This window comes from Paenibacillus sp. OK003 (genome assembly GCF_900109515.1).
GTDB classification, from domain to species: Bacteria; Bacillota; Bacilli; order Paenibacillales; family Paenibacillaceae; genus Paenibacillus; species Paenibacillus marchantiae.
In genome coordinates, this window is the sequence record NZ_FOBD01000019.1 from 52,735 (window position 1) to 71,476 (window position 18,742).

Consider the following 18,742-nt stretch of genomic DNA (forward strand, 5'->3'; position numbering starts at 1 on the left):
TCTATAACGATAAGTTCATATACTTTGCGTTGGGAGGTAACCATGGACTTTATCCGAAATCAACTAGAAGAACTGGGCATGAGCGAACCCGCCATTGGATATCTTGCGAATGTCATTATGATTGGTTTTATTGCACTAATTTCGGTGTTTGCGAATGTTATTGCCAAGCAAGTCGTGCTGAAGACGGTTCATCGTATCGTGAGTAATAACCGTTTCAAGTGGGGCCACATCGTGGTTCGGAAAAAATTATTCCAGAAGCTTTCACACCTGGTGCCGGCGATTATTATCTATTATTCAGCCTATATTTTCCCGCCTTATCAGGCCTTGATTGAAAAAGCGGCTATGACCTACATGATTGTCATCATGATTACGGTGCTGAATGTTTTGCTCAATGTCTTCGATGATATCTATCGTACTTATGAGGTATCGAAGATTCGCCCAATCAAGAGTTACATTCAGGTAGCCAAGATTGTTTTGTTCATTATTGAACACGGTAAAGGTTATGAATTTTGATAAAACGATTACGATGATTCCCAGCTACGCCCTCATTTCGGACTTGTTCCGTAACTGGAGAGGCATGCAGGTGTCCGGCGGCAGAAGGATTAAGCGGAGTATCTATATTGATATCAGCAGTATCCGTTTTTGTACGGAAGAGATGGTGGCTGAATTTGAGAAAATCCACTACCTGACTGATTATGTCACGGCAAAATTGAAAGAAATTCAAGCGTACAACATGGAGCACCAGGTCAACACTGAAAGCAACGTGAACGGCAGACAGCTCACAAACGTCGGTGTGTTCCGGGAATATATCCATCAATATTTGAGGAATCATCCAAAAATCAATAAAGATATGACGATGATTGTGCGACAATTAGCACCGGAAGATCGCGGGCTGCCTTTGGAAATCTATGCATTCAGCAATGATATCAACTGGGGAGTATATGAGAACGTTCAGGCGGATATCTTTGACCATATCTTCGCGGTGGCGTCAACATTTGGACTGCGGGTCTTCCAGAATCCAACCGGACATGACATTGTGCAACTGAAAGAGGATAAGCAATATGCGCGAGAGTACTAGAGACTTTTTCGAAAATGGATGCGATCCAACTATTTCATAGTGATAGCGAATTCTCTTATGCCAAATTGATTCAAGCCCCCTGGGAGGGGTAGAATAACGAGAGAACGGTCAATTTTTAACAGTCTATCTCGGAACGATAATCTAACCTTTTGGCAAAGGAGAGTTCTCACATGAATCATCATATTCCGGTAAATACATTGAACGATGGCTTGAAAGTACCTGCAATTGGATTTGGTACCTATAGTTTAAAAGGTGAAGAAGGCGTTAAATCGATCGCGTCTGCAATGGATGCCGGTTATCGATTAATTGATACGGCGTATAACTATGAGAATGAGGCAACGGTGGGCAGAGCGATCAAGCAAAGCTCCATCGCCAGAGAAGAACTGCTCATTTCCTCGAAGCTGCCGGGGCGTTATCACGCTCATGATAAAGCACTCGTGGCGATCCAGGAATCCCTGTACAGAGCGGATCTGGATTATTACGATCTGTATCTGATTCACTGGCCCAATCCGAAGAAGGACATGTATGTCGAGGCATGGCAAGCCCTGATCGAAGCCAAAAAACGCGGATATATCCGATCCATTGGAGTGAGTAATTTCCTGCCTGAGCACAATGAACGCCTGATCAAGGAAACGGGGATAGCGCCGAGTCTGAATCAGATTGAGCTGCATCCGTTCTTTGACCAAGCCGATCAGCGGGAACAGGATACGAAGCATGGCATCGTGAACGAATCCTGGAGTCCGATTGGACGTGGCAATGATGCCGTACAGGATATTCTGAAGGATGAGAACATTCTTCGAATCGCGGAAACCCATGGCAAAACGCCAACCCAGATCATTCTGCGCTGGCATGTTCAGCTAGGTTCCATTCCAATTCCGAAAGCCGGCTCCTTGCAGCATCAGCAGGAAAATATTGATATATTTGATTTTGAGTTGAGCACAGAAGAGATGCAGATCATTTCTGCATTTAATCGTCCGGATGGACGGTTGTGGGATCAGGACCCAAGCGAGTATGAAGAATTCTAAAGAATCACAAATGAAGGGCTGCCCCCATGTCAGATATGACAGGAGGCAGCCCTTCATTATTGAAGCATAGTAAGCATTGTTGCAGTTTTTCATGTTGCGTACGTTCTATTTACTGTCCCGCAGGGATACGGAAGGTGAGAATTTCGTACGGTTTGATATCAAAAGAAATCCGCCCATTTTCCACGGCACATTCCGTTTCGTTGTTCTCGAGCAAATCACACGCGTACGCCGTTGTACCTGCTCCCTCAGGCAATTGCAGGGAAGCACGGCTGCGGCGGCCGTGTGCTTCATAGAGACGGATGATCATATCATCATTGTTCTCGGCTTTTTTGATAACCTCCAGCACGACATTATCCTGATCGACCGATGCCAGTGACCATGTTCCCGGCAACGTACCGGTTTGCGATGCAATCTCACGAGCAACCAGAGGACGGTTGAGATCATAAGCGGCGTGGATGACACGTCCTTCACGGAAGTCGCCCTGATGCGGATAGAGTGCGTAGGTGAATACGTGTTGCTCTTTGTCGGCATTTTCATTCGGGTACGTTGCGCTCTTGATCAGTGACAGTCGCATCACCGAGTTATGAATGTCATATCCGTATTTGCAGTCGTTCATCAGAGCAGCACCGTACCCGTTCTCCGCCAGATCGGCCCACTTCTGCCCGCATACTTCAAACCGGGCTTGATCCCAGCTCGTATTACGGTGGGTAGCACGCTCAACATTGCCATACTGGATTTCGTAGACCGCTTTCTCACTCCAGATATCCAGCGGGAAGGCGGCTTTCAGCAGCAGATGCTCCTGCTTCCAGTCCACAAACGTACGGAAATCAATCCGGCGCGTGTGCGCATAGAAGATGATCGTTTGCTCAATGACCGAGTCCAGGAACTGTCGCTTCACTTGAAGCACGGAACGTACGGGCCCACTTTCAACCCACTCCAGCGATTGCAGGTCATTAATCTCCCACATATGCTGTTCGTAATAATCGTCAATGTTCCATGCTTCGTATTCCGCAGGTCGATCCTCAAACACTTGCAGCACGTTACCACGCTTGCCAGACTGAAGCAACTCGCGGCCCTCCAACTTGTCCCATACGGATGTGAACTCGGCACCTTCATTCAGGTGAATATCGTACCAAGGTGTATGGATGTGGCGCCGATCTGCTTCCCACTGTGCAACCGAAACTCCCGCGACAAGCTCGCCTGTCAGATCCGGTGTGATTCGGAAAGATTTATACCCGGATGCAGGCACGTTCTCTGCAAGGAATACAAGTCCACCTTCGGGAGTCCGCTGGCTTGGTACAGGGCGATCTCCATCATAGACGGTCACTTTTCTCGCAAAAGCAGGCAGTTCAACCACATCCGTCCGTACAAATCCGGTCGTGTTGAATACTACAATGGCTTCGCCATCAGATGTAATTTGGCTTGCAATGCCGTTCAGTGCGCTGTCTTTCAGTTCATCCGTGACACGCAGAACTTCTTCATATTGCTCCTGGGAATCCACATATACCTGCTCAATGGAGCTGCCCGGGAGAATATCATGGAACTGGTTCAGCATCGTCAGCTTCCATGCATGCTCGAGTGCATCGGTTGGATAGATCGCCTGTGCATTCGCCTGACGATGAATCATGGCATACAGCTCGGCATCGGCCAGCGCAAATTCGCTATGACGGTTATACCGTTTGTTGCGCGCCATGGACGTGTAGGTACCCCGGTGATACTCCAGATAAAGCTCACCCGACCAGCGGGGCACGGAAGGAACATCCGCCAGGTTATGCTCCAGCTTCTCAAAAAACTCGCGTACAAAGGTACGTTTCACCGCAGGTACACCCGGCAATCCAACATCAAGTCGTCTGCCATGCTCCAGCATCTCCTCGGTTGGTCCGCCGCCGCCATCTCCGAATCCGAAACATTGCAGGACATCTGCATTGATGTTTTTGTTCTGGTATCGCTGCCACGTGCCTTTTACTTGCGAAGCATTAAATCGTCCATTATAGGTTGTTTCGAAGCGGCGCTGCCTGAAATCGGGATGTTTGTCATAGTCTGTTGCTGTGATGAAATGGGTCAGGACCTCTGATCCGTCGATTCCTCGCCAGTACATCGTGTCGTTTGGAATCTGGTTGGTATCATTCCAGGCAATTTTGGTTGTCATAAAATAGTCAATACCGCTCTTGCGCATAATCTGCGGCATCGCTGCACTATAACCAAATACATCCGGCAACCAGAGCACACGGTTCTCCACCCCGAATTCTTCCTTGAAGAAACGTTTGCCGTAGATAATCTGACGGATCATGGATTCACCCGAAATCAGGTTACAATCGGCTTCCAGCCACATGGAACCTTCCGCTTCCCAGCGGCCTTCGGCCACCTTTTCTTTGATTTTCTCATATAGGGACGGGTAGTCTGCTTTCAAGTATGCATACAGCTGGGGCTGAGAGGACATGAAGGTATACTCCGGGAACTTGTCCATCAAGTAGAGTACACTCGCGAAGCTGCGAATGACCTTCTCCCGAGTCTGATCCAGCGTCCACAGCCATGCCACATCGATATGCGTGTGTCCGATACAGTGCACGGTAGGGATGTGATCACCGGCAGGGCGGATGTCACCATAGACATGATCTTGCAGATATTGGCGCGCTTCCGGTACCGACGCATGGAATTCTGCGCTGTTCTCCTGACGCAAATCCAGCAGATTCACGGCTTTATTCAGATGTTCGACCAACTTCAGCCGCTCCAGATCATCCTCACGCAGCAGATCCGCAGCATCCAGCGCAGCCTTGAGATCGTAATATAAATCGGAGACTTGTTGATGATGTTCGGCGATATATACATTTAGAAAAACATCCGCGGCAGACGTACTGCAATACGCATATAATGCCAGCTCAAACTCTTCGCCCTTCACCGCGGATGAGGTCAAGTCGATTTCCGTATGGTTAACATCCAGACCGCAGATCAATTCCCCATTGAGGAATGCCAGAAATTGCGGATTATCGTAGTTCCAGATGTCATCAGCACCGGTGACGATGGCACAAACGACTTTTTTTCCTTCCATATGATCCGGAATTTGAATGCGGGTTTTGAAGCAGCTGTGTACATCTTTGCCACCCCAGCCATCACCCTTACGGAATAAGTTCCATGAGGAAGGGTCCTCATGCACCAGTTCCCAGGAGTGGTAACCACTTTCTTTATGATAAAGCTCAGAGATATATGTCTTTGAGGTCAGTCGTGCACGTTCCAAGTGTTTCACAATGGTATGGATTCGAGTATATAAGGAATTCATTTTCATGTTGGTTTCCCACCTTGGTTTGTAGTAAGTACAGGCTGTAATCGATGTTGGAGCGAGAACTCTGCAAGCGCTAACATATTAACTCTATCATAACAAAAGAGAAATGGGCGAAACTACGTATTGTATGCTGAAAATAACGTCTTTTTATTGCATTTCATGCTAAAATAAACTCATTAAAATCAGGATAGGGGGCATGTCCATGACACCATCGGTTTTGGCATACGAGCAGGGATATGCGATCCATGTGAACCAGCCTGGAGATTCACTCTTTTATCATCTGGATTATGACGAGCGTTCCCATGAACTGAATATGGAGTTTCAGCATTTCCATGATTTCTATGAAATCTGTATTCTTCTGGATCGAACAGCTGCGCACATCATTGAAGGCAGTTTATATGAGATCCAGCCGCTGGATATCGTTCTGCTGCAGCCTTCTTTGCTGCATAAGACGCAGTATCCGAAAGGGGCACCGCCGAAACGATTGATGATCACCTTTGCCATGCCACGTAATACACCTGGTCTTGAGAACGGTTACACAGAACTGTTCTCAATCTTTGATAAACCGATCCCGATATTCCGATTTACAGAAGAACGGCGCCAGGCGGTATTGAATCCTTTAAATGATATCTTTGCTCTATCACAAGATCCCTCTGCACTTCATTCAGTCGCGATCCATAGCAAGTTTGTTGAGTTTCTGTGTGTGATTCATCGATACTCGGCTGAGAATAGCTACGTTCGTGAAGAGACAGGCTCGTCTATGTCGCAGCGGATGTACGCCATTGCATCGTATATTCACAGTCATTATCAGAATGAACTGTCGCTCGAAGAGATCTCCAAACGGTTTTTCGTGAGTGCTCATCATCTATCCCGTCAGTTTAACAAAGTCACAGGTTTTACGTTTACCGAGTATATTCAGATGACCCGAATACGTAACGCTCAACAAATGCTCCTGAACTCTAACCAAAAAATCACCGAAGTTGCAGCACAGTGCGGCTTCGCCAGCTTCTCTCAATTCAATCGCATCTTCAATAAACTGAATGGCATGTCACCGAGTGCATATCGCCGTAGCAGACATTCACAGAGCGAGCGTGAACTGATATCCATGGGTAGTCCTGAGCGCTGATTGAAGACAGAGATAATCTGGGGATGTCAGTGGAGATGTGTTGCATAAATCGCGACAGCCAAGAATGTATAGAGGACAAATAAAAAATGCGTCCTTGTCTTGTTCATGGTATACAACAAAAATACCCCATAGAGAGACTTTTTTAAAGTGTCTACTCTATAGGGTACAGTTTAAAGTTACAAAGGGATTGCCTTTTTCCTTCTATATAAAGATACGTCCACCTGGAGATGGTCCTCCTGATCAGACTCACTCTCTCACTCATTTCCCCGTATGACGGCTACTCTTAAACTTGATCTTTCGGCGCCAGCTCGATAGCAGAGCGGATGGCAGCCAGCATGCTTTTATCATCAGCGATATTTTTGCCGGCGATATCGAAGGCTGTACCGTGGTCAACGGATGTACGGATGATACCACCTTTCAGACCAACGGTGATGTTTACACCTTCCTCAATGCCCATCACTTTGATCGGCGCATGGCCTTGGTCGTGGTAGCAGGCTACAACGATATCGAAGTCACCGCGACCAGCGCGGAAGAAGAGTGTGTCCGCCGGGAGTGGACCAACGACGTTAATGCCTTCCTGTTGCGCACGTTCGATACCGGGTTGAAGCTTCTCTTCTTCTTCCCCGTTGCCGAACAGTCCGTTCTCTCCGGCATGAGGATTGATTCCGCATACGGCAACGCGCGGATTCTCAAAGCCTGCTTTTTTCAACGTATCATGAGCAAGCTTCACAACCGTGTAGGTTCTTTCCGGATTAATACTCGCAATGGCATCGATCAGACCCATGTGTGTTGTCAGGTGAATAACGCGCAGATTCGGCGTGGTCAACATCATCGAGAAATCCTGTGTATCCGTCAGGTCCGCCAGAATCTCGGTGTGCCCCGGATACAGGTGCCCCCCTGATGCAGAGCTTCTTTGTTCAAAGGTGCGGTGCAGATGGAGTGAATCTGCTGTTTTTTGGCAAGATCAATGGCTTTGGCGAGAAACTGGAATGCTGCATCTCCAGCCACGGCAGATACTTTACCATATTCCAGATCCGCAGGAACGAGGTCCAGATCAATCACATCCACAGTACCGAATTCATACTTGGCTTCGGAAGGCTCTTGAATCGCATTAACGTTCAGACTTGAGCCGATGACAGGCAACACACGCTCCAGAATCTTCGCATCACCGATAACGAGTGGATTGCACTGATTGTACATCTTTTGATGACCCAGTGCTTTCATAATAATCTCCGGTCCAATACCTGCTGCATCACCCATCGTAATTCCAATTGTAGGTTTCATACGAGAATACCCCCTTTTAATTTTTGAATCGCATGGATAAAGACATCCGGTTTACCGAATCCGCCTGCTTTGGTAATCACATGCAGATCATCAATTCCTATAAACTTGGAGATCGGAACGCCGATTTCAAGCTCATCCAGCAGCTCGAAGCCGCTAATATTCCATTTCAGACAGATTTGTTTTGCCGTATCGCCGCCGGTCATGGATACCCCTTTGAAAAGTCCCTCTTCCAGCAATCTGGCACAGATCTCACCCATCGCGAGTACAATTTGGTTGCTGACGTCTGTGTGATTGAGACCACGAATTTCGCCCGTTGCCCGTGCCAGTTCAATATCCACCTGTTCAGCGGTGGAGTAGAGGACAACATCTTGTCCTTCCAGCGCTTTGTCTCGGACCTCGTTATAGACACGTTCCATCTCTTCCGCGCGGTCTGCGGCTGCGGATACCGCTTTGAAAGAATGGAAGGAGACTGAAGCTACGCGGGAATTGCGCATCAAGCGATGCAGTTGCTCGCGGGAGTTTTTGTTCACGCTGCCTACCACTGTTAGGATTGGACCGGAATTCTCCGGGATATCAAGTGAAGCAGCCCTGGATTCCAACTCGTAATGCGCAGGGAGGTAATTAGCAATGCCCGCCGAGCCTGCCCAAGTAAAGGTATAATCCAACTCACGAGTCATCTGCAGAATCAGTTCCAGATGTCTTTCTTCGGTGGAGTCCACCATTACGTACGGGATGTTATTTGTTTTCAACCGCTCTAGCTTGGTGCGAATATGATTCTGCCCGGCTTCCAGATCGGCGACGGTGATCTCGCCAACTTCGTACTTGGTCTGTTGTTTCAACAAGTCCGGAAGGTAGGAAATCGTTACAGGTGTCTTCGGATCATGGGCAATTTCAGTATCTGCCAGCGGAACGCCGTTCAGGTAATGAATTCCTTCCAATATCGTCCGGTTATTTTTTGGATAACCCGGGGCAATCATCATAAAGTCCGGCTTTACGACATCATATACAGCATCAATCTCGGTGCCGATATTGCCGCGCATGGTGGAGTCCATTTTTTTGAAAATCGTCTCAAATCCGTTGTTCGTCAGCAATTCAGCTGCCCGATATACACGGTCATACGCTTCCTGTGGGGATATGGAACGACTATCTGTATCAAAGACGACGGCATCGTAACGTGTAAGAGGGCCTTCATCTATATTAAAAAGAACACTGGTCTTGATGTGCCGATGTATTTTTTCATATCTAATGGAGAAGAGTTACCCGTTGAGAATTGGAAAAAGTACCTAATAACTTATATCGAGTCTGTGAAGATGGGACAATATCAGATTTTAGATGGCGGTCATTACATACATAATACGGATCCAGATCGGATTGCAGAGGAAAGTGTGCTGTTCATTAAAGGACTGTGAACTAGGAAGAAAGATACTGAGAATTAGGAGAGGATTTTTGGATTATAAGACGACACTATAAGTGCTCGTCTTTTCTTATATTACGTTTTTATAGTACGGATTTGGATCGTAGTAACTCCACTTGCAATCGTGAAATGTGAAACGTATGTGGGCGTATTCATGTATTATAGTATACATATGAACTTTTCGGAGGAGGAACAAGTAATGGGAATCTTATCGAGGTTTAGAGACGTGATGAAGGCCAATGTGAACCACATGTTGTCTCGGGCGGAAGACCCGGAGAAAAGTGTGAATGAATATATGCGCAGCCTGAGCAGTGATCTGGGTCAGGTGAAGGCTGAAACGGCAGCGGTGCTGTCGGATGAGAGCCGGGCGAAGCGAGCATTGGATGAGTGCAGCGCCGAGGTCAACAAGTTACAGCGGTATGCGGAAAAATCGGCGGAGTCGGGAGACGAAGATAAGGCACGCGGTTTTCTGGAGAAGAAAGTGAAGCTAGCTGACAAATTGAACGAATTACAGGTTGCCTATGAACGTGCTTCTGCCAAAGCGAAGATGATGAAGCATATGAATGATAAACTCGTTGCAGATCTGGGGAAATTGGAGGCGCGGCATGCAGAACTGAAAGGTCGCATCGCAGATGCAAAGGCGCAGCAACAGGCCAACGAACGGAATGCATCTGCGGGCAGAGCTGATGCTACATTGAAGGCCATGGAAGACAAAGCGAACCAGGCGCTGAACGAAGCAGAGGCTTTGGCAGAACTTCGTGCTGGGGGACAGGAAGATGATTTGGACGAATTAATTGCCCAGTTGGAGAGGGACATGAACGCAGATGCGGGTAATAATGAGAGTGCGTCGCCAAGTGCGGATGAAGAACTCGCAGCGATTCAGGAGAAGCTGAATAATAAATAATACGTTACACCATTTCGTTAACATTGAGGTGAGCAGATGCCGGTTATTGAATATAAATGTCCAAACTGCGGCAGTGGTATGATCTTTGACAGTGTGTCAGGTGCATTATCCTGTCCCAGCTGCGGCCGCCAGGACAACATAGAGCAGATCCCCGATCCCTTGAAAAGACAAGTATTCACCGAAAACGAGGTCAAGGAATACCACTGTAACAGCTGCGGAGCTGACATTGTGACGGAGCCGGAGACCAGTGCGACGACCTGCAGTTTCTGCGGTGCAGCGGTTGTACTCAGTGATCGGCTGACGGGCAATCTGGCCCCCGCGATGGTGATTCCCTTTTCGATCAACAAGGATCAAGCCAAGCAGGCTTTCAAAAAGTGGTGCAAAAACGGCCTCTTAACGCCAAGTGGCTTCATGTCCGCCGATCGGATTCAGAGTATTACTGGCATGTACGTGCCGTTCTGGTTGTATGAGTTACATAACAAAATCGAAGTGCATGGTCGTGGCACCAAGGTCAGATCCTACACCCAGGGCGACTACCATTACACGGAAACACAGCATTTTGACATATATCGCCGGATTCGGCTGAATTACGTGAATCTGCCCATTGATGCATCGGAGAAAATGAAGGATGAACTGATGGATAAGCTTGAGCCTTTTCCATATAATCAACTGAAATTGTTCAAGACCCCGTATCTGGCGGGGTACATTGCGGAAAAATACAGTTATACGGACGAGGAACTTTTTCCACGGGCCAAGGATAAAACGAGATCTTATATTGATTCTTATATTGCTTCAACCGTATCCGGTTATAGCAGCGTGAGCTACACGGACAAACAGATTGATACTACGCTCAAAAACGCGGACTATGTGCTACTCCCGGTGTGGATGGTCAACTATGACTACAATCGGGCACAGTATACCTTTGCCATGAATGGTCAGACAGGTAAAGTGGTCGGTAAACCACCGATCAGCAAAGCTAAAGTGGCAGGATGGTTCGCAGGGGTATCAGCGGTCTCGTTGTTGTCACTGAAGCTGGTTTCCTGGATGATGGGAGGTGGATTCTTATGAGAAAAAGAACCCCTCTAGCCGTGATGGCTACGCTCATTTTACTTATGATCACGCTTATCGCTCCGTTGATTCCCATGTCATCGGCATCCGCAGCGGAGAGCAAAAATCTCATCTACGATGAGGCCAACCTGCTGAGTGAGCAGGAGATAAGTGAACTGAATCTACTTGCGAATCAGTATGGCGCGGAACGGCAGACGGACTTTGTAATTTTGACAACAAATAATGTTGAGAATCAGGATGTTATGCTCTTAACGGAAGATTTTTATGATGAGCAGGGGTTAGGGTACGATAAGAAATTTGGTAATGCTGTCATATTGACGATGGATATGAATAATCGCGAAGTGTATCTGGCTGGATTTTATAAGGCAAAAGAATATCTGAGCGATCAGCGGCTTGATGCTATCCGTACCCGAATTACCTCTGAATTGTCCAGTGGGGATTATAAACTCGCATTTGAGAAATATATTGAGCTCTCTTACAAATATATGGGGTATGAACCCGGTGTGAATCCGAACAATATTTTGTTTAACGGCTGGTTTCAGTTGGGAGTGTCTGTGGTTCTTGGCGGTATTGTTGTTGGTATTATGACCTATCGTTCCGGAGGACGTGTCACAGTCAATCGTGCGACTTATGAGGATTCAAGCAATTCCAGTGTAATTGATCGTCAGGATCGATATATCCGCACAACCGTAACCAAGCGCAAAATTGAGAAGAACAATAACAACGGTGGAGGCGGCGGCGGTGGAGGAACCTCCCGAGGCGGTCACTCACACAGTGGAAGTAGAGGGTCGTTTTAGTAACGGAGTTTGCGAATTATGTTAAATAGAAGGGATGGGAACGAGTATGGGATTTTTCAAAAACCAATTTTCAAATGTAGTGGAATGGGAAGAGTTCAGAGATGATATGATTTTCTGGAAGTGGAGTAACCGTGAGATCAAGAAGGGAAGTAAATTGATTATCCGTTCGGGACAGGATGCGATCTTCCTGAATAACGGCAAGGTGGAAGGGATTTTTGAGGATGAAGGGTCGTTTAATATCGATTCCGAGATCATTCCGTTTCTGTCTACCTTAAAAGGCTTCAAATTCGGATTCAACAGCGGCATGCGGGTCGAAGTGCTGTTTGTGAATACCAAGGAGTTTACGGTTCGGTGGGGCACGCAAAATCCGGTATTGATTCCGACTCCTCAACTTCCAGGCGGGATGCCGATTCGTGCGAATGGTACGTTTAATTTTAAAGTGAGTGACTATGTGACATTGATCGATAAAATCGCGGGTATCAAGCAGAGTTATCTGGTCGAGGATGTCAAAATCCGGATTACGTCTGTGCTGGATCAGTTGCTAATGAAATGGATCAGCCGTGAGGGTAAGGACATGTTCAACCTGCAGGCGAATGCCTCGGATATTGCCAAAGGTATTCAGGAAGATCTGGATATGCAAATGATGGACATCGGGATCGGGATCACAGGCTTCCAGGTGATGAGCTTCAACTATCCGCAGGAGATCCAGGATATGATTACGAAGACGGCTTCACATGAAATGATCGGCAATTTGCAAAAATATCAGCAGGTCAGCATGACGGATGGCATCTCATCCGGTAAAGTTAAGGGTGGCGGCGCTGCTTCGGATATGGCGGGCATGATGATGGGCATGAACATGGCGAATGAAATGATGAAGAACATGAATCAGAACCAGAATAACCAGAATCAGAATTCGGATCAAAAGCCTGCGGGTAATCCGAACAGCGATGCAGGTGCATCTTCTTCGTCTGGAGACCATAAAAAGCCGAACTTCTGTCCAAACTGTGGCGCCAAGAATGAAGGGGCAAATTTTTGTCCAAACTGTGGTCAGAAGTTGGGTTAACCTATATCTAAATATTAGAAGGGCTTACTCTAAGGTCAAACGTTGGAGTAGGCTCTTTTTTTCATTCAATTTTAAATGGGAGAAAACGGTTGACAACGGATCACAAATCATTTATCTTTAAATTAAGATATTTAATTTGAATATAAATTACACCAAGAAAAGCAAATATCTTAATTTCGATTTACGAGGAGAGATCCAAGATGATGATTCCAACATTGACCAGAATAAATGAACTTTCAAGAAAAGCCAAAGCCGCAGGGTTGACGGAGATGGAGAAAGCGGAACAAATTCGTCTGCGCCAGGAATACCTGCTAACCTTTCGCGGTTCGATCAATGATATTCTGTTGAATGTAACCATCTATGATCCGAACGGCGACGACGTCACTCCAGATCGATTGAAACAGGAACAGGCCCAACAAAATAATAACTGACTCAGTTCGGTTTAATATCTTAATATTAAGATAATATAAATGATCTATAAACCTAGGAGGAAATGATGATGACTATTCAAACGGCAGGTATTCACCATATTACAGCTTTTGCGGGAGATCCGCAGGCCAATGTCGACTTTTATGCTGGGGTTCTGGGACTTCGTCTTGTGAAAAAAACGATCAACTTCGATGCACCTGATGTGTACCATCTGTATTTTGGAGATGAGAATGGAAGTCCGGGCACGATTATTACATTCTTCCCATCAGCCGGATCACCGCGAGGCAAAATTGGCGGCGGTCAGGTCGGCATCACCTCATATGTGATTCCACCTGGGACTATTGGCTTCTGGCAGGATCGGCTGGAGCAGTATAACATTGAGGTAAGCAAAACAAGTCGCTTTAACGAAGAGCTGCTGCAATTCGAGGACAGTGAGGGCTTGCGTCTGGAGTTGGTTGAACGTGAAGAGGGTGCAGCCAGCACCTGGGTGCATGAAGGCATTCCCGCGGACAAAGCCATCAAAGGATTTGGTGGTGCCGTGCTGTTCAGCGTCAATCCGCAGAGAACGATGGATGCGCTGGACAAAATACTCGGATTCACCAAAGTAGATGAAGATGAGGAGTATGTACGATTCCGGTCCATCGGAGATATCGGTAATGTCGTGGATGTTCCTGTCACCCGGATGGCTTTGGGGGCAGGCGGAGCAGGGACGGTCCACCATATCGCGTGGCGTGCCAAAGATTTTGCAGAGCACGAGCAGTGGAGAGAAGCTGTACAACAGTACGGCTATCAGCCAACCCCAGTTCGGGACCGTCAATATTTTAACGCAATCTATTTCAGAGAAGCGGGCGGAATCCTGTTCGAAATTGCTACCGATCCTCCTGGATTCGCGAAAGATGAGCCAGCGGAGTCGCTCGGACAGAAACTCATGCTGCCAGAGTGGTTTGAGCCATATCGCGCCCAAATTGAAGGCAATTTGCAGCCGATCCAGGTCAGAACGTTAGAGCCTTCGCATTCTATGGGGGCACGTTAAACAAGAGGCAAGAATAAGTAATCTTTTTGATATGAGTTCAACTAAAGGAGCATTGAAGGATGATGGAAAAAAAGGTTACCTGGCTGGAGCTGTTTTATGATTTGCTCTTTGTAGCGGCAGTCTCCAAAGCGGGGCATGTCCTGCTGCATGCCGAACACGGCGTGATCTCGTTTGAATATCTGATGAAATTTGTTTTGATTTTCATTCCTGTCTGGTGGGCATGGGTCGGTCAGACCCTATTTATTAACCGTTATGGTCAGGATATCTTCATCCATCGAGTCTTTCTTATCCTTCAACTCCTGTCCGTTCTGGTGATGACGGCGAGCCTCTCGGTTGATTTTGATCAATACTATCTTCCCTTCTTTGCAGGTTATATCGGTTCCAGGACACTTACAGCCATTCAATATTTGATGATTCATAATTCCAAAAGCGAACATCAACAAAAAGCCGCTCGTTATCTGGGTGTATGCTTCATCATCGGCATATTGATCTCAACAGGTTCCCTGTTCTTTGATTCGTGGCTGCGCTATGCCATTTTGTACGTGGGAATTGCCGTGGATATCATTCTCCCGCTCATCGGACGCAAAAATCTGGTGAAGGTGCCGATACACACGCATCATTTATTGGAACGTTTCGCTCTGTTTACGCTTATCCTGCTTGGTGAGTCGGTTGTCAGTATCATTGCTGTGCTGCAAATGGATCACTGGGATGTACGATCTGTTCTGTTCGCGGCGTTTACATCCATATTCGTGATTGCGATGTGGTGGCAGTATTTTGATAATGTTGAGAAAAAGGTAAGCAAAGAGATCCAGACAGCCGGGCAAGCGATCATATACGGCCATCTGTTCATCTATATATCCATGAGCATGATTGCCGCTTCCATTCAACTGTTATACCTGGATGAACTCCATTATGGTTTCATGTTGGCCTTTGTATTTGGTTCAGTTCTGCTGTATTTTCTGTCCACCTCGCTGGTGTTCCACCGATACAGGCATGCTCATCTGCGGTTACGTCCGCGTCACTTGGTGTTTATGCTGGGGATCATGGCCGCGTTTATCGTTGTGGATCTGATCTATCGGGTGCCTAATTATGCAATCGTGGGAGAGAACATGGTGTTCTTCCTTGTCTACGCCAAATTAACGACCTAATGCATAGGTCACACAAGAATAAAAAGTCACGGACGAATGACGTTCGTGGCTTTTGAAGTTGGATAATTGTAAATATCATGTCGACTATATGAAAAAACGTTTAACCTGATTTATTTTCTACTATAGAATCTGTTAATATGAGACTAGATACAAGTGAATCTACCAGAATAACGAATATACATAGTGATTCGTGGGTATGGAGATGACAATCAGGAGGGAAATCATTGAGCACACATCAAATCGGAGTTCCATTGGAAGGGTTTGCAGAGTTTAGCCGCACGGTTGCTGCTGAAGGCGCAGTGCTTTTGAAGAACGAAGGACAGGCTCTTCCGATTCGAAAAGACGAAAACATTTCATTATTTGGACGGATTCAAGTCAACTATTATCGCAGTGGTACAGGCTCTGGCGGCAGCGTTCATGTGGCGTACACAACCAATTTGCTGGATGGTCTGCGCAGCAAAAAGGGACTTACGGTCAATGAAGAATTAGCAGCTGTCTATGAAAAATGGATTGAGGAAAACCCGTTTGATGACGGTGGAAAAGTATGGGCGGCAGAGCCTTGGAATCAGAAAGAAATGCCTTTAACGGATGAAGTGGTATCCCAAGCCAGAAGTAAATCCAGCAAAGCAATCGTGGTGATTGGACGTACAGCAGGCGAAGATCAGGATAATGTGGATGCACCAGGCAGCTACCGGTTGACGGAAGATGAGAAAGCGATGCTGAAGCAGGTCACGAACCATTTTGAACAAACAATCGTCGTGTTGAATGTATCGAACATCATGGACATGAGCTGGTTGAATGATGAAAGTTACGTTCATCCGATCCAAAGTGTCATTTACTCGTGGCATGGCGGTATGGAGGGGGGTAATGCGATCGCCGATGTACTGGCCGGAGACGTTACACCAAGTGGTAAATTGACCGATACGATTGCGTATTCCATTGAAGATTATCCTTCGACAAGCAATTACGGGAATGAGTTCAAGAACCTTTATCAAGAAGATATCTACGTTGGCTACCGTTTTTTCGAAACGTTTCGACCTGAAAAAGTACAATTTGAATTTGGATACGGCTTGTCCTATACCACATTCACAACCAAGGCAGAGGACGCAAAATGGATCTCCCAAGACGGAGAAAATATCATTAAGGTGAATGTAACCGTAACCAATACAGGCACAACCTATGCCGGTAAAGAAGTAGTGCAGATCTATTATGAAGCCCCACAAGGTCAATTAGGGAAACCTGCAAAAGCCCTGGTGGCATTCGGCAAAACGAATCTGCTTCAGCCGGGTGAGTCTCAGCGCCTGACCGTGAGCTTCCCTGTCGATTCCATGGCTTCCTATGATGATGCTGGCGTAACAGGACATGCATCGGCATATGTACTTGAGCCAGGAACATATCGTTTGTACGTGGGAACCAGTGTCAAAAATGTGGAGCATGTCAGCATTGATGGCCAAGATGGCTACGTCGTAGAAACGATTCAACTCGTGGAACAGCTCCAGGAGGCAATGGCACCGACTGAAAGCTTCACGAGAATGAAGCCGGGAGCGCGCAAAGATGATGGTTCTTACGAGCTGATCTTTGCAGATGTACCGACACGCCAAGTATCCATGGCTGAACGAATTGAACAAAGCTTGCCGCAAACGCTGGAGCAAACCGGCAATCAAGGTTACAAGCTGAGAGATGTGAAGGATGGCAAAGTCAGCCTGGAAGCATTTATCGCTCAATTGAGTGATCAGGATCTGGCAGCGATCGTAAGAGGCGAAGGCATGAGCAGCCCACTCGTTACATCGGGTACAGCTTCCGCATTTGGCGGCGTGAGTGACAGTCTGTTCAATTACGGAATCCCTGTTGCATGTACTGCAGATGGCCCATCCGGTATTCGTATGGATAGCGGGGAGAAGGCTACACAAGTTTCTATTGGAACTTTGCTGGCGGCAACATGGAATGCAGAACTCGTCGAAGAGCTGTATGTGATGGAAGGCCAGGAATTGCTTAGAAACCAGGTGGATGCACTGCTCGGGCCTGGATTGAATATTCGCCGGAGTCCGATGAACGGACGTAACTTTGAGTATTTCTCGGAAGATCCGCTGATTTCCGGTGTATTTGCTGCTGCATGTACAAAAGGAATCATGAAGGGTGGCTCTAATGCTACGCTGAAGCATTTCGCCTGCAACAATCAGGAGAAACATCGCAGTAAAGTGGATGCTGTTGTATCTGAACGTGCCTTGCGTGAAATCTATCTGAAAGGGTTCGAGATTGCCGTGAAAGAAGGCGGTGCGAACTCGATCATGACTTCCTACAATCCGATTAATGGACATTGGGCAGCTTCGAACTATGATCTGAACACGACCATTCTTCGTGGAGAGTGGGGCTTCCAAGGTATCGTGATGACCGACTGGTGGGCTATTATGAACGATGGCGTTGAAGGTGGACCAGCAGATCGGAAAAACACCAACTGGATGGTTCGCGCTCAAAACGACCTGTACATGGTTGTACCTAACTATGGTGCAGAAATCAACGGCTGGGATGACAACACGATCGAATCTCTGGAAAATGGGACGTTGACACGTGGCGAGCTTCAGCGCTCGGCCATGAACATTTGTGAGTTCATCATGAATGCACCTGTCTTCTCCAGAAAACATGAGATTGTCGAAAATGTCGCTTCATTCCAAGCGAATGCTTCACTTTCCTCAGAGCATGCACAAGTGCTGGCTAATAATGCACAGGTTAAACCTGTTGTGGGCGAACCTGTCTACATGAAAGTGGATGATGCAGGCCAATATCGGATTATTGTACAGATCATGTCTCCTGAGCCGGAACTGGCTCAAAGTGCATGTAATGTGATTCTCAATGATCAATTGATGACAACCATTCAAACCAATGGTACTGAAGGTAAGTGGATCAGACAGAAACTTGTCAAAGTGGAGCTGGAAGCAGGCTTGTACGAATTGAAGCTGGACTTCACCAAACCGGGTCTGCAGATCGACTGGATCGAATTCAAACAAGTGTAACGCAGGATCGTCTGATCTGTTGTAACTGAACATGACGACTGTTATGATTGTGTTATGAGATCCGGAATTTCTGAACAATCTG

At 46.9% G+C, this 18,742-nt stretch carries 12 protein-coding genes and 2 pseudogenes; 11 read left to right on the forward strand and 3 right to left on the reverse strand.

The genetic code is table 11. The features are described from left to right. Positions 1-42: 42 nt before the first annotated feature. Both BMW94_RS24705 and BMW94_RS24710 read left to right on the forward strand, forming a co-directional pair. A pseudogene (locus BMW94_RS24705) lies at positions 43-1,078 on the forward strand (mechanosensitive ion channel family protein). Positions 1,079-1,248: 170 nt separating this feature from the next. Then, positions 1,249-2,103, forward strand: a complete 855-nt coding sequence (locus tag BMW94_RS24710; RefSeq protein WP_091001455.1) for an aldo/keto reductase — start codon at positions 1,249-1,251, stop codon at positions 2,101-2,103. A 109-nt stretch (positions 2,104-2,212) separates the two neighbouring features. Here the strand turns inward: BMW94_RS24710 and BMW94_RS24715 are convergent, their stop codons facing one another. Then, positions 2,213-5,386 (reverse strand): alpha-mannosidase, encoded by a 3,174-nt coding sequence (locus tag BMW94_RS24715; RefSeq protein WP_091001456.1) that lies wholly within the window; start codon positions 5,384-5,386, stop codon positions 2,213-2,215. Between the two features lie 199 nt (positions 5,387-5,585). On the opposite strand from BMW94_RS24715, the gene BMW94_RS24720 reads away from it, so the two are divergent. After that, positions 5,586-6,509: an AraC family transcriptional regulator gene (locus BMW94_RS24720; RefSeq protein WP_091001457.1), complete on the forward strand. Its 924-nt coding sequence runs from the start codon at positions 5,586-5,588 to the stop codon at positions 6,507-6,509. A gap of 283 nt (positions 6,510-6,792) precedes the next feature. Here BMW94_RS24720 and pdxA read toward each other — a convergent pair. Together pdxA and BMW94_RS24730 are read right to left on the reverse strand one after the other, a co-directional pair. Next, positions 6,793-7,793, reverse strand: a pseudogene (gene pdxA / locus BMW94_RS24725) (4-hydroxythreonine-4-phosphate dehydrogenase PdxA). Next, complete coding sequence (locus tag BMW94_RS24730; protein ID WP_091001458.1) at positions 7,790-9,040, reverse strand: four-carbon acid sugar kinase family protein; 1,251 nt, start codon at positions 9,038-9,040, stop codon at positions 7,790-7,792. The pseudogene pdxA and the gene BMW94_RS24730 overlap by 4 nt, the downstream one beginning before the upstream one ends. Before the next feature lie 366 nt (positions 9,041-9,406). On the opposite strand from BMW94_RS24730, the gene BMW94_RS24735 reads away from it, so the two are divergent. The 8 genes from BMW94_RS24735 (at position 9,407) to BMW94_RS24770 (ending at position 18,660) form a co-directional block, all read left to right on the forward strand. Next, complete coding sequence (locus tag BMW94_RS24735; RefSeq protein ID WP_091001459.1) at positions 9,407-10,111, forward strand: PspA/IM30 family protein; 705 nt, start codon at positions 9,407-9,409, stop codon at positions 10,109-10,111. 36 nt (positions 10,112-10,147) lie between these two features. Further along, entirely contained in the window at positions 10,148-11,179 is a 1,032-nt protein-coding gene (locus BMW94_RS24740; RefSeq protein WP_047841485.1) for a TFIIB-type zinc ribbon-containing protein, read from the forward strand. Further along, positions 11,176-11,976, forward strand: coding sequence for a TPM domain-containing protein (locus tag BMW94_RS24745; protein WP_091001460.1), 801 nt, complete (start codon positions 11,176-11,178; stop codon positions 11,974-11,976). Before BMW94_RS24740 ends, BMW94_RS24745 begins: the two co-directional genes overlap by 4 nt. A 46-nt stretch (positions 11,977-12,022) precedes the next feature. Then, positions 12,023-13,039: an SPFH domain-containing protein gene (locus BMW94_RS24750; protein WP_091001461.1), complete on the forward strand. Its 1,017-nt coding sequence runs from the start codon at positions 12,023-12,025 to the stop codon at positions 13,037-13,039. Positions 13,040-13,242: 203 nt separating this feature from the next. After that, positions 13,243-13,470, forward strand: coding sequence for a DUF896 domain-containing protein (locus BMW94_RS24755; protein WP_091001502.1), 228 nt, complete (start codon positions 13,243-13,245; stop codon positions 13,468-13,470). Positions 13,471-13,538: 68 nt separating this feature from the next. Then, positions 13,539-14,501, forward strand: coding sequence for a ring-cleaving dioxygenase (locus BMW94_RS24760; protein ID WP_091001462.1), 963 nt, complete (start codon positions 13,539-13,541; stop codon positions 14,499-14,501). 59 nt (positions 14,502-14,560) lie between these two features. Then, the gene (locus BMW94_RS24765; RefSeq protein ID WP_091001463.1) at positions 14,561-15,649 is read left to right on the forward strand and encodes a low temperature requirement protein A; all 1,089 of its coding nucleotides are present in this window, start codon (positions 14,561-14,563) and stop codon (positions 15,647-15,649) included. A 224-nt stretch (positions 15,650-15,873) separates the two neighbouring features. Beyond that, on the forward strand, positions 15,874-18,660 hold the full coding sequence (locus BMW94_RS24770) for a glycoside hydrolase family 3 C-terminal domain-containing protein (RefSeq protein WP_091001464.1): 2,787 nt from the start codon (positions 15,874-15,876) through the stop codon (positions 18,658-18,660). Positions 18,661-18,742: the final 82 nt, after the last annotated feature.

Bases quoted from the DNA above. Each gene is read 5' to 3' on its own strand.
- BMW94_RS24710 (WP_091001455.1), top strand. From the start codon at position 1,249: ATGAATCATCATATTCCGGTAAATACATTGAACGATGGCTTGAAAGTA.
- BMW94_RS24715 (WP_091001456.1), bottom strand. From the start codon at position 5,386: ATGAAAATGAATTCCTTATATACTCGAATCCATACCATTGTGAAACAC.
- BMW94_RS24720 (WP_091001457.1), top strand. From the start codon at position 5,586: ATGACACCATCGGTTTTGGCATACGAGCAGGGATATGCGATCCATGTG.
- BMW94_RS24735 (WP_091001459.1), top strand. From the start codon at position 9,407: ATGGGAATCTTATCGAGGTTTAGAGACGTGATGAAGGCCAATGTGAAC.
- BMW94_RS24740 (WP_047841485.1), top strand. From the start codon at position 10,148: ATGCCGGTTATTGAATATAAATGTCCAAACTGCGGCAGTGGTATGATC.
- BMW94_RS24745 (WP_091001460.1), top strand. From the start codon at position 11,176: ATGAGAAAAAGAACCCCTCTAGCCGTGATGGCTACGCTCATTTTACTT.
- BMW94_RS24750 (WP_091001461.1), top strand. From the start codon at position 12,023: ATGGGATTTTTCAAAAACCAATTTTCAAATGTAGTGGAATGGGAAGAG.
- BMW94_RS24755 (WP_091001502.1), top strand. From the start codon at position 13,243: ATGATTCCAACATTGACCAGAATAAATGAACTTTCAAGAAAAGCCAAA.
- BMW94_RS24760 (WP_091001462.1), top strand. From the start codon at position 13,539: ATGACTATTCAAACGGCAGGTATTCACCATATTACAGCTTTTGCGGGA.
- BMW94_RS24765 (WP_091001463.1), top strand. From the start codon at position 14,561: ATGATGGAAAAAAAGGTTACCTGGCTGGAGCTGTTTTATGATTTGCTC.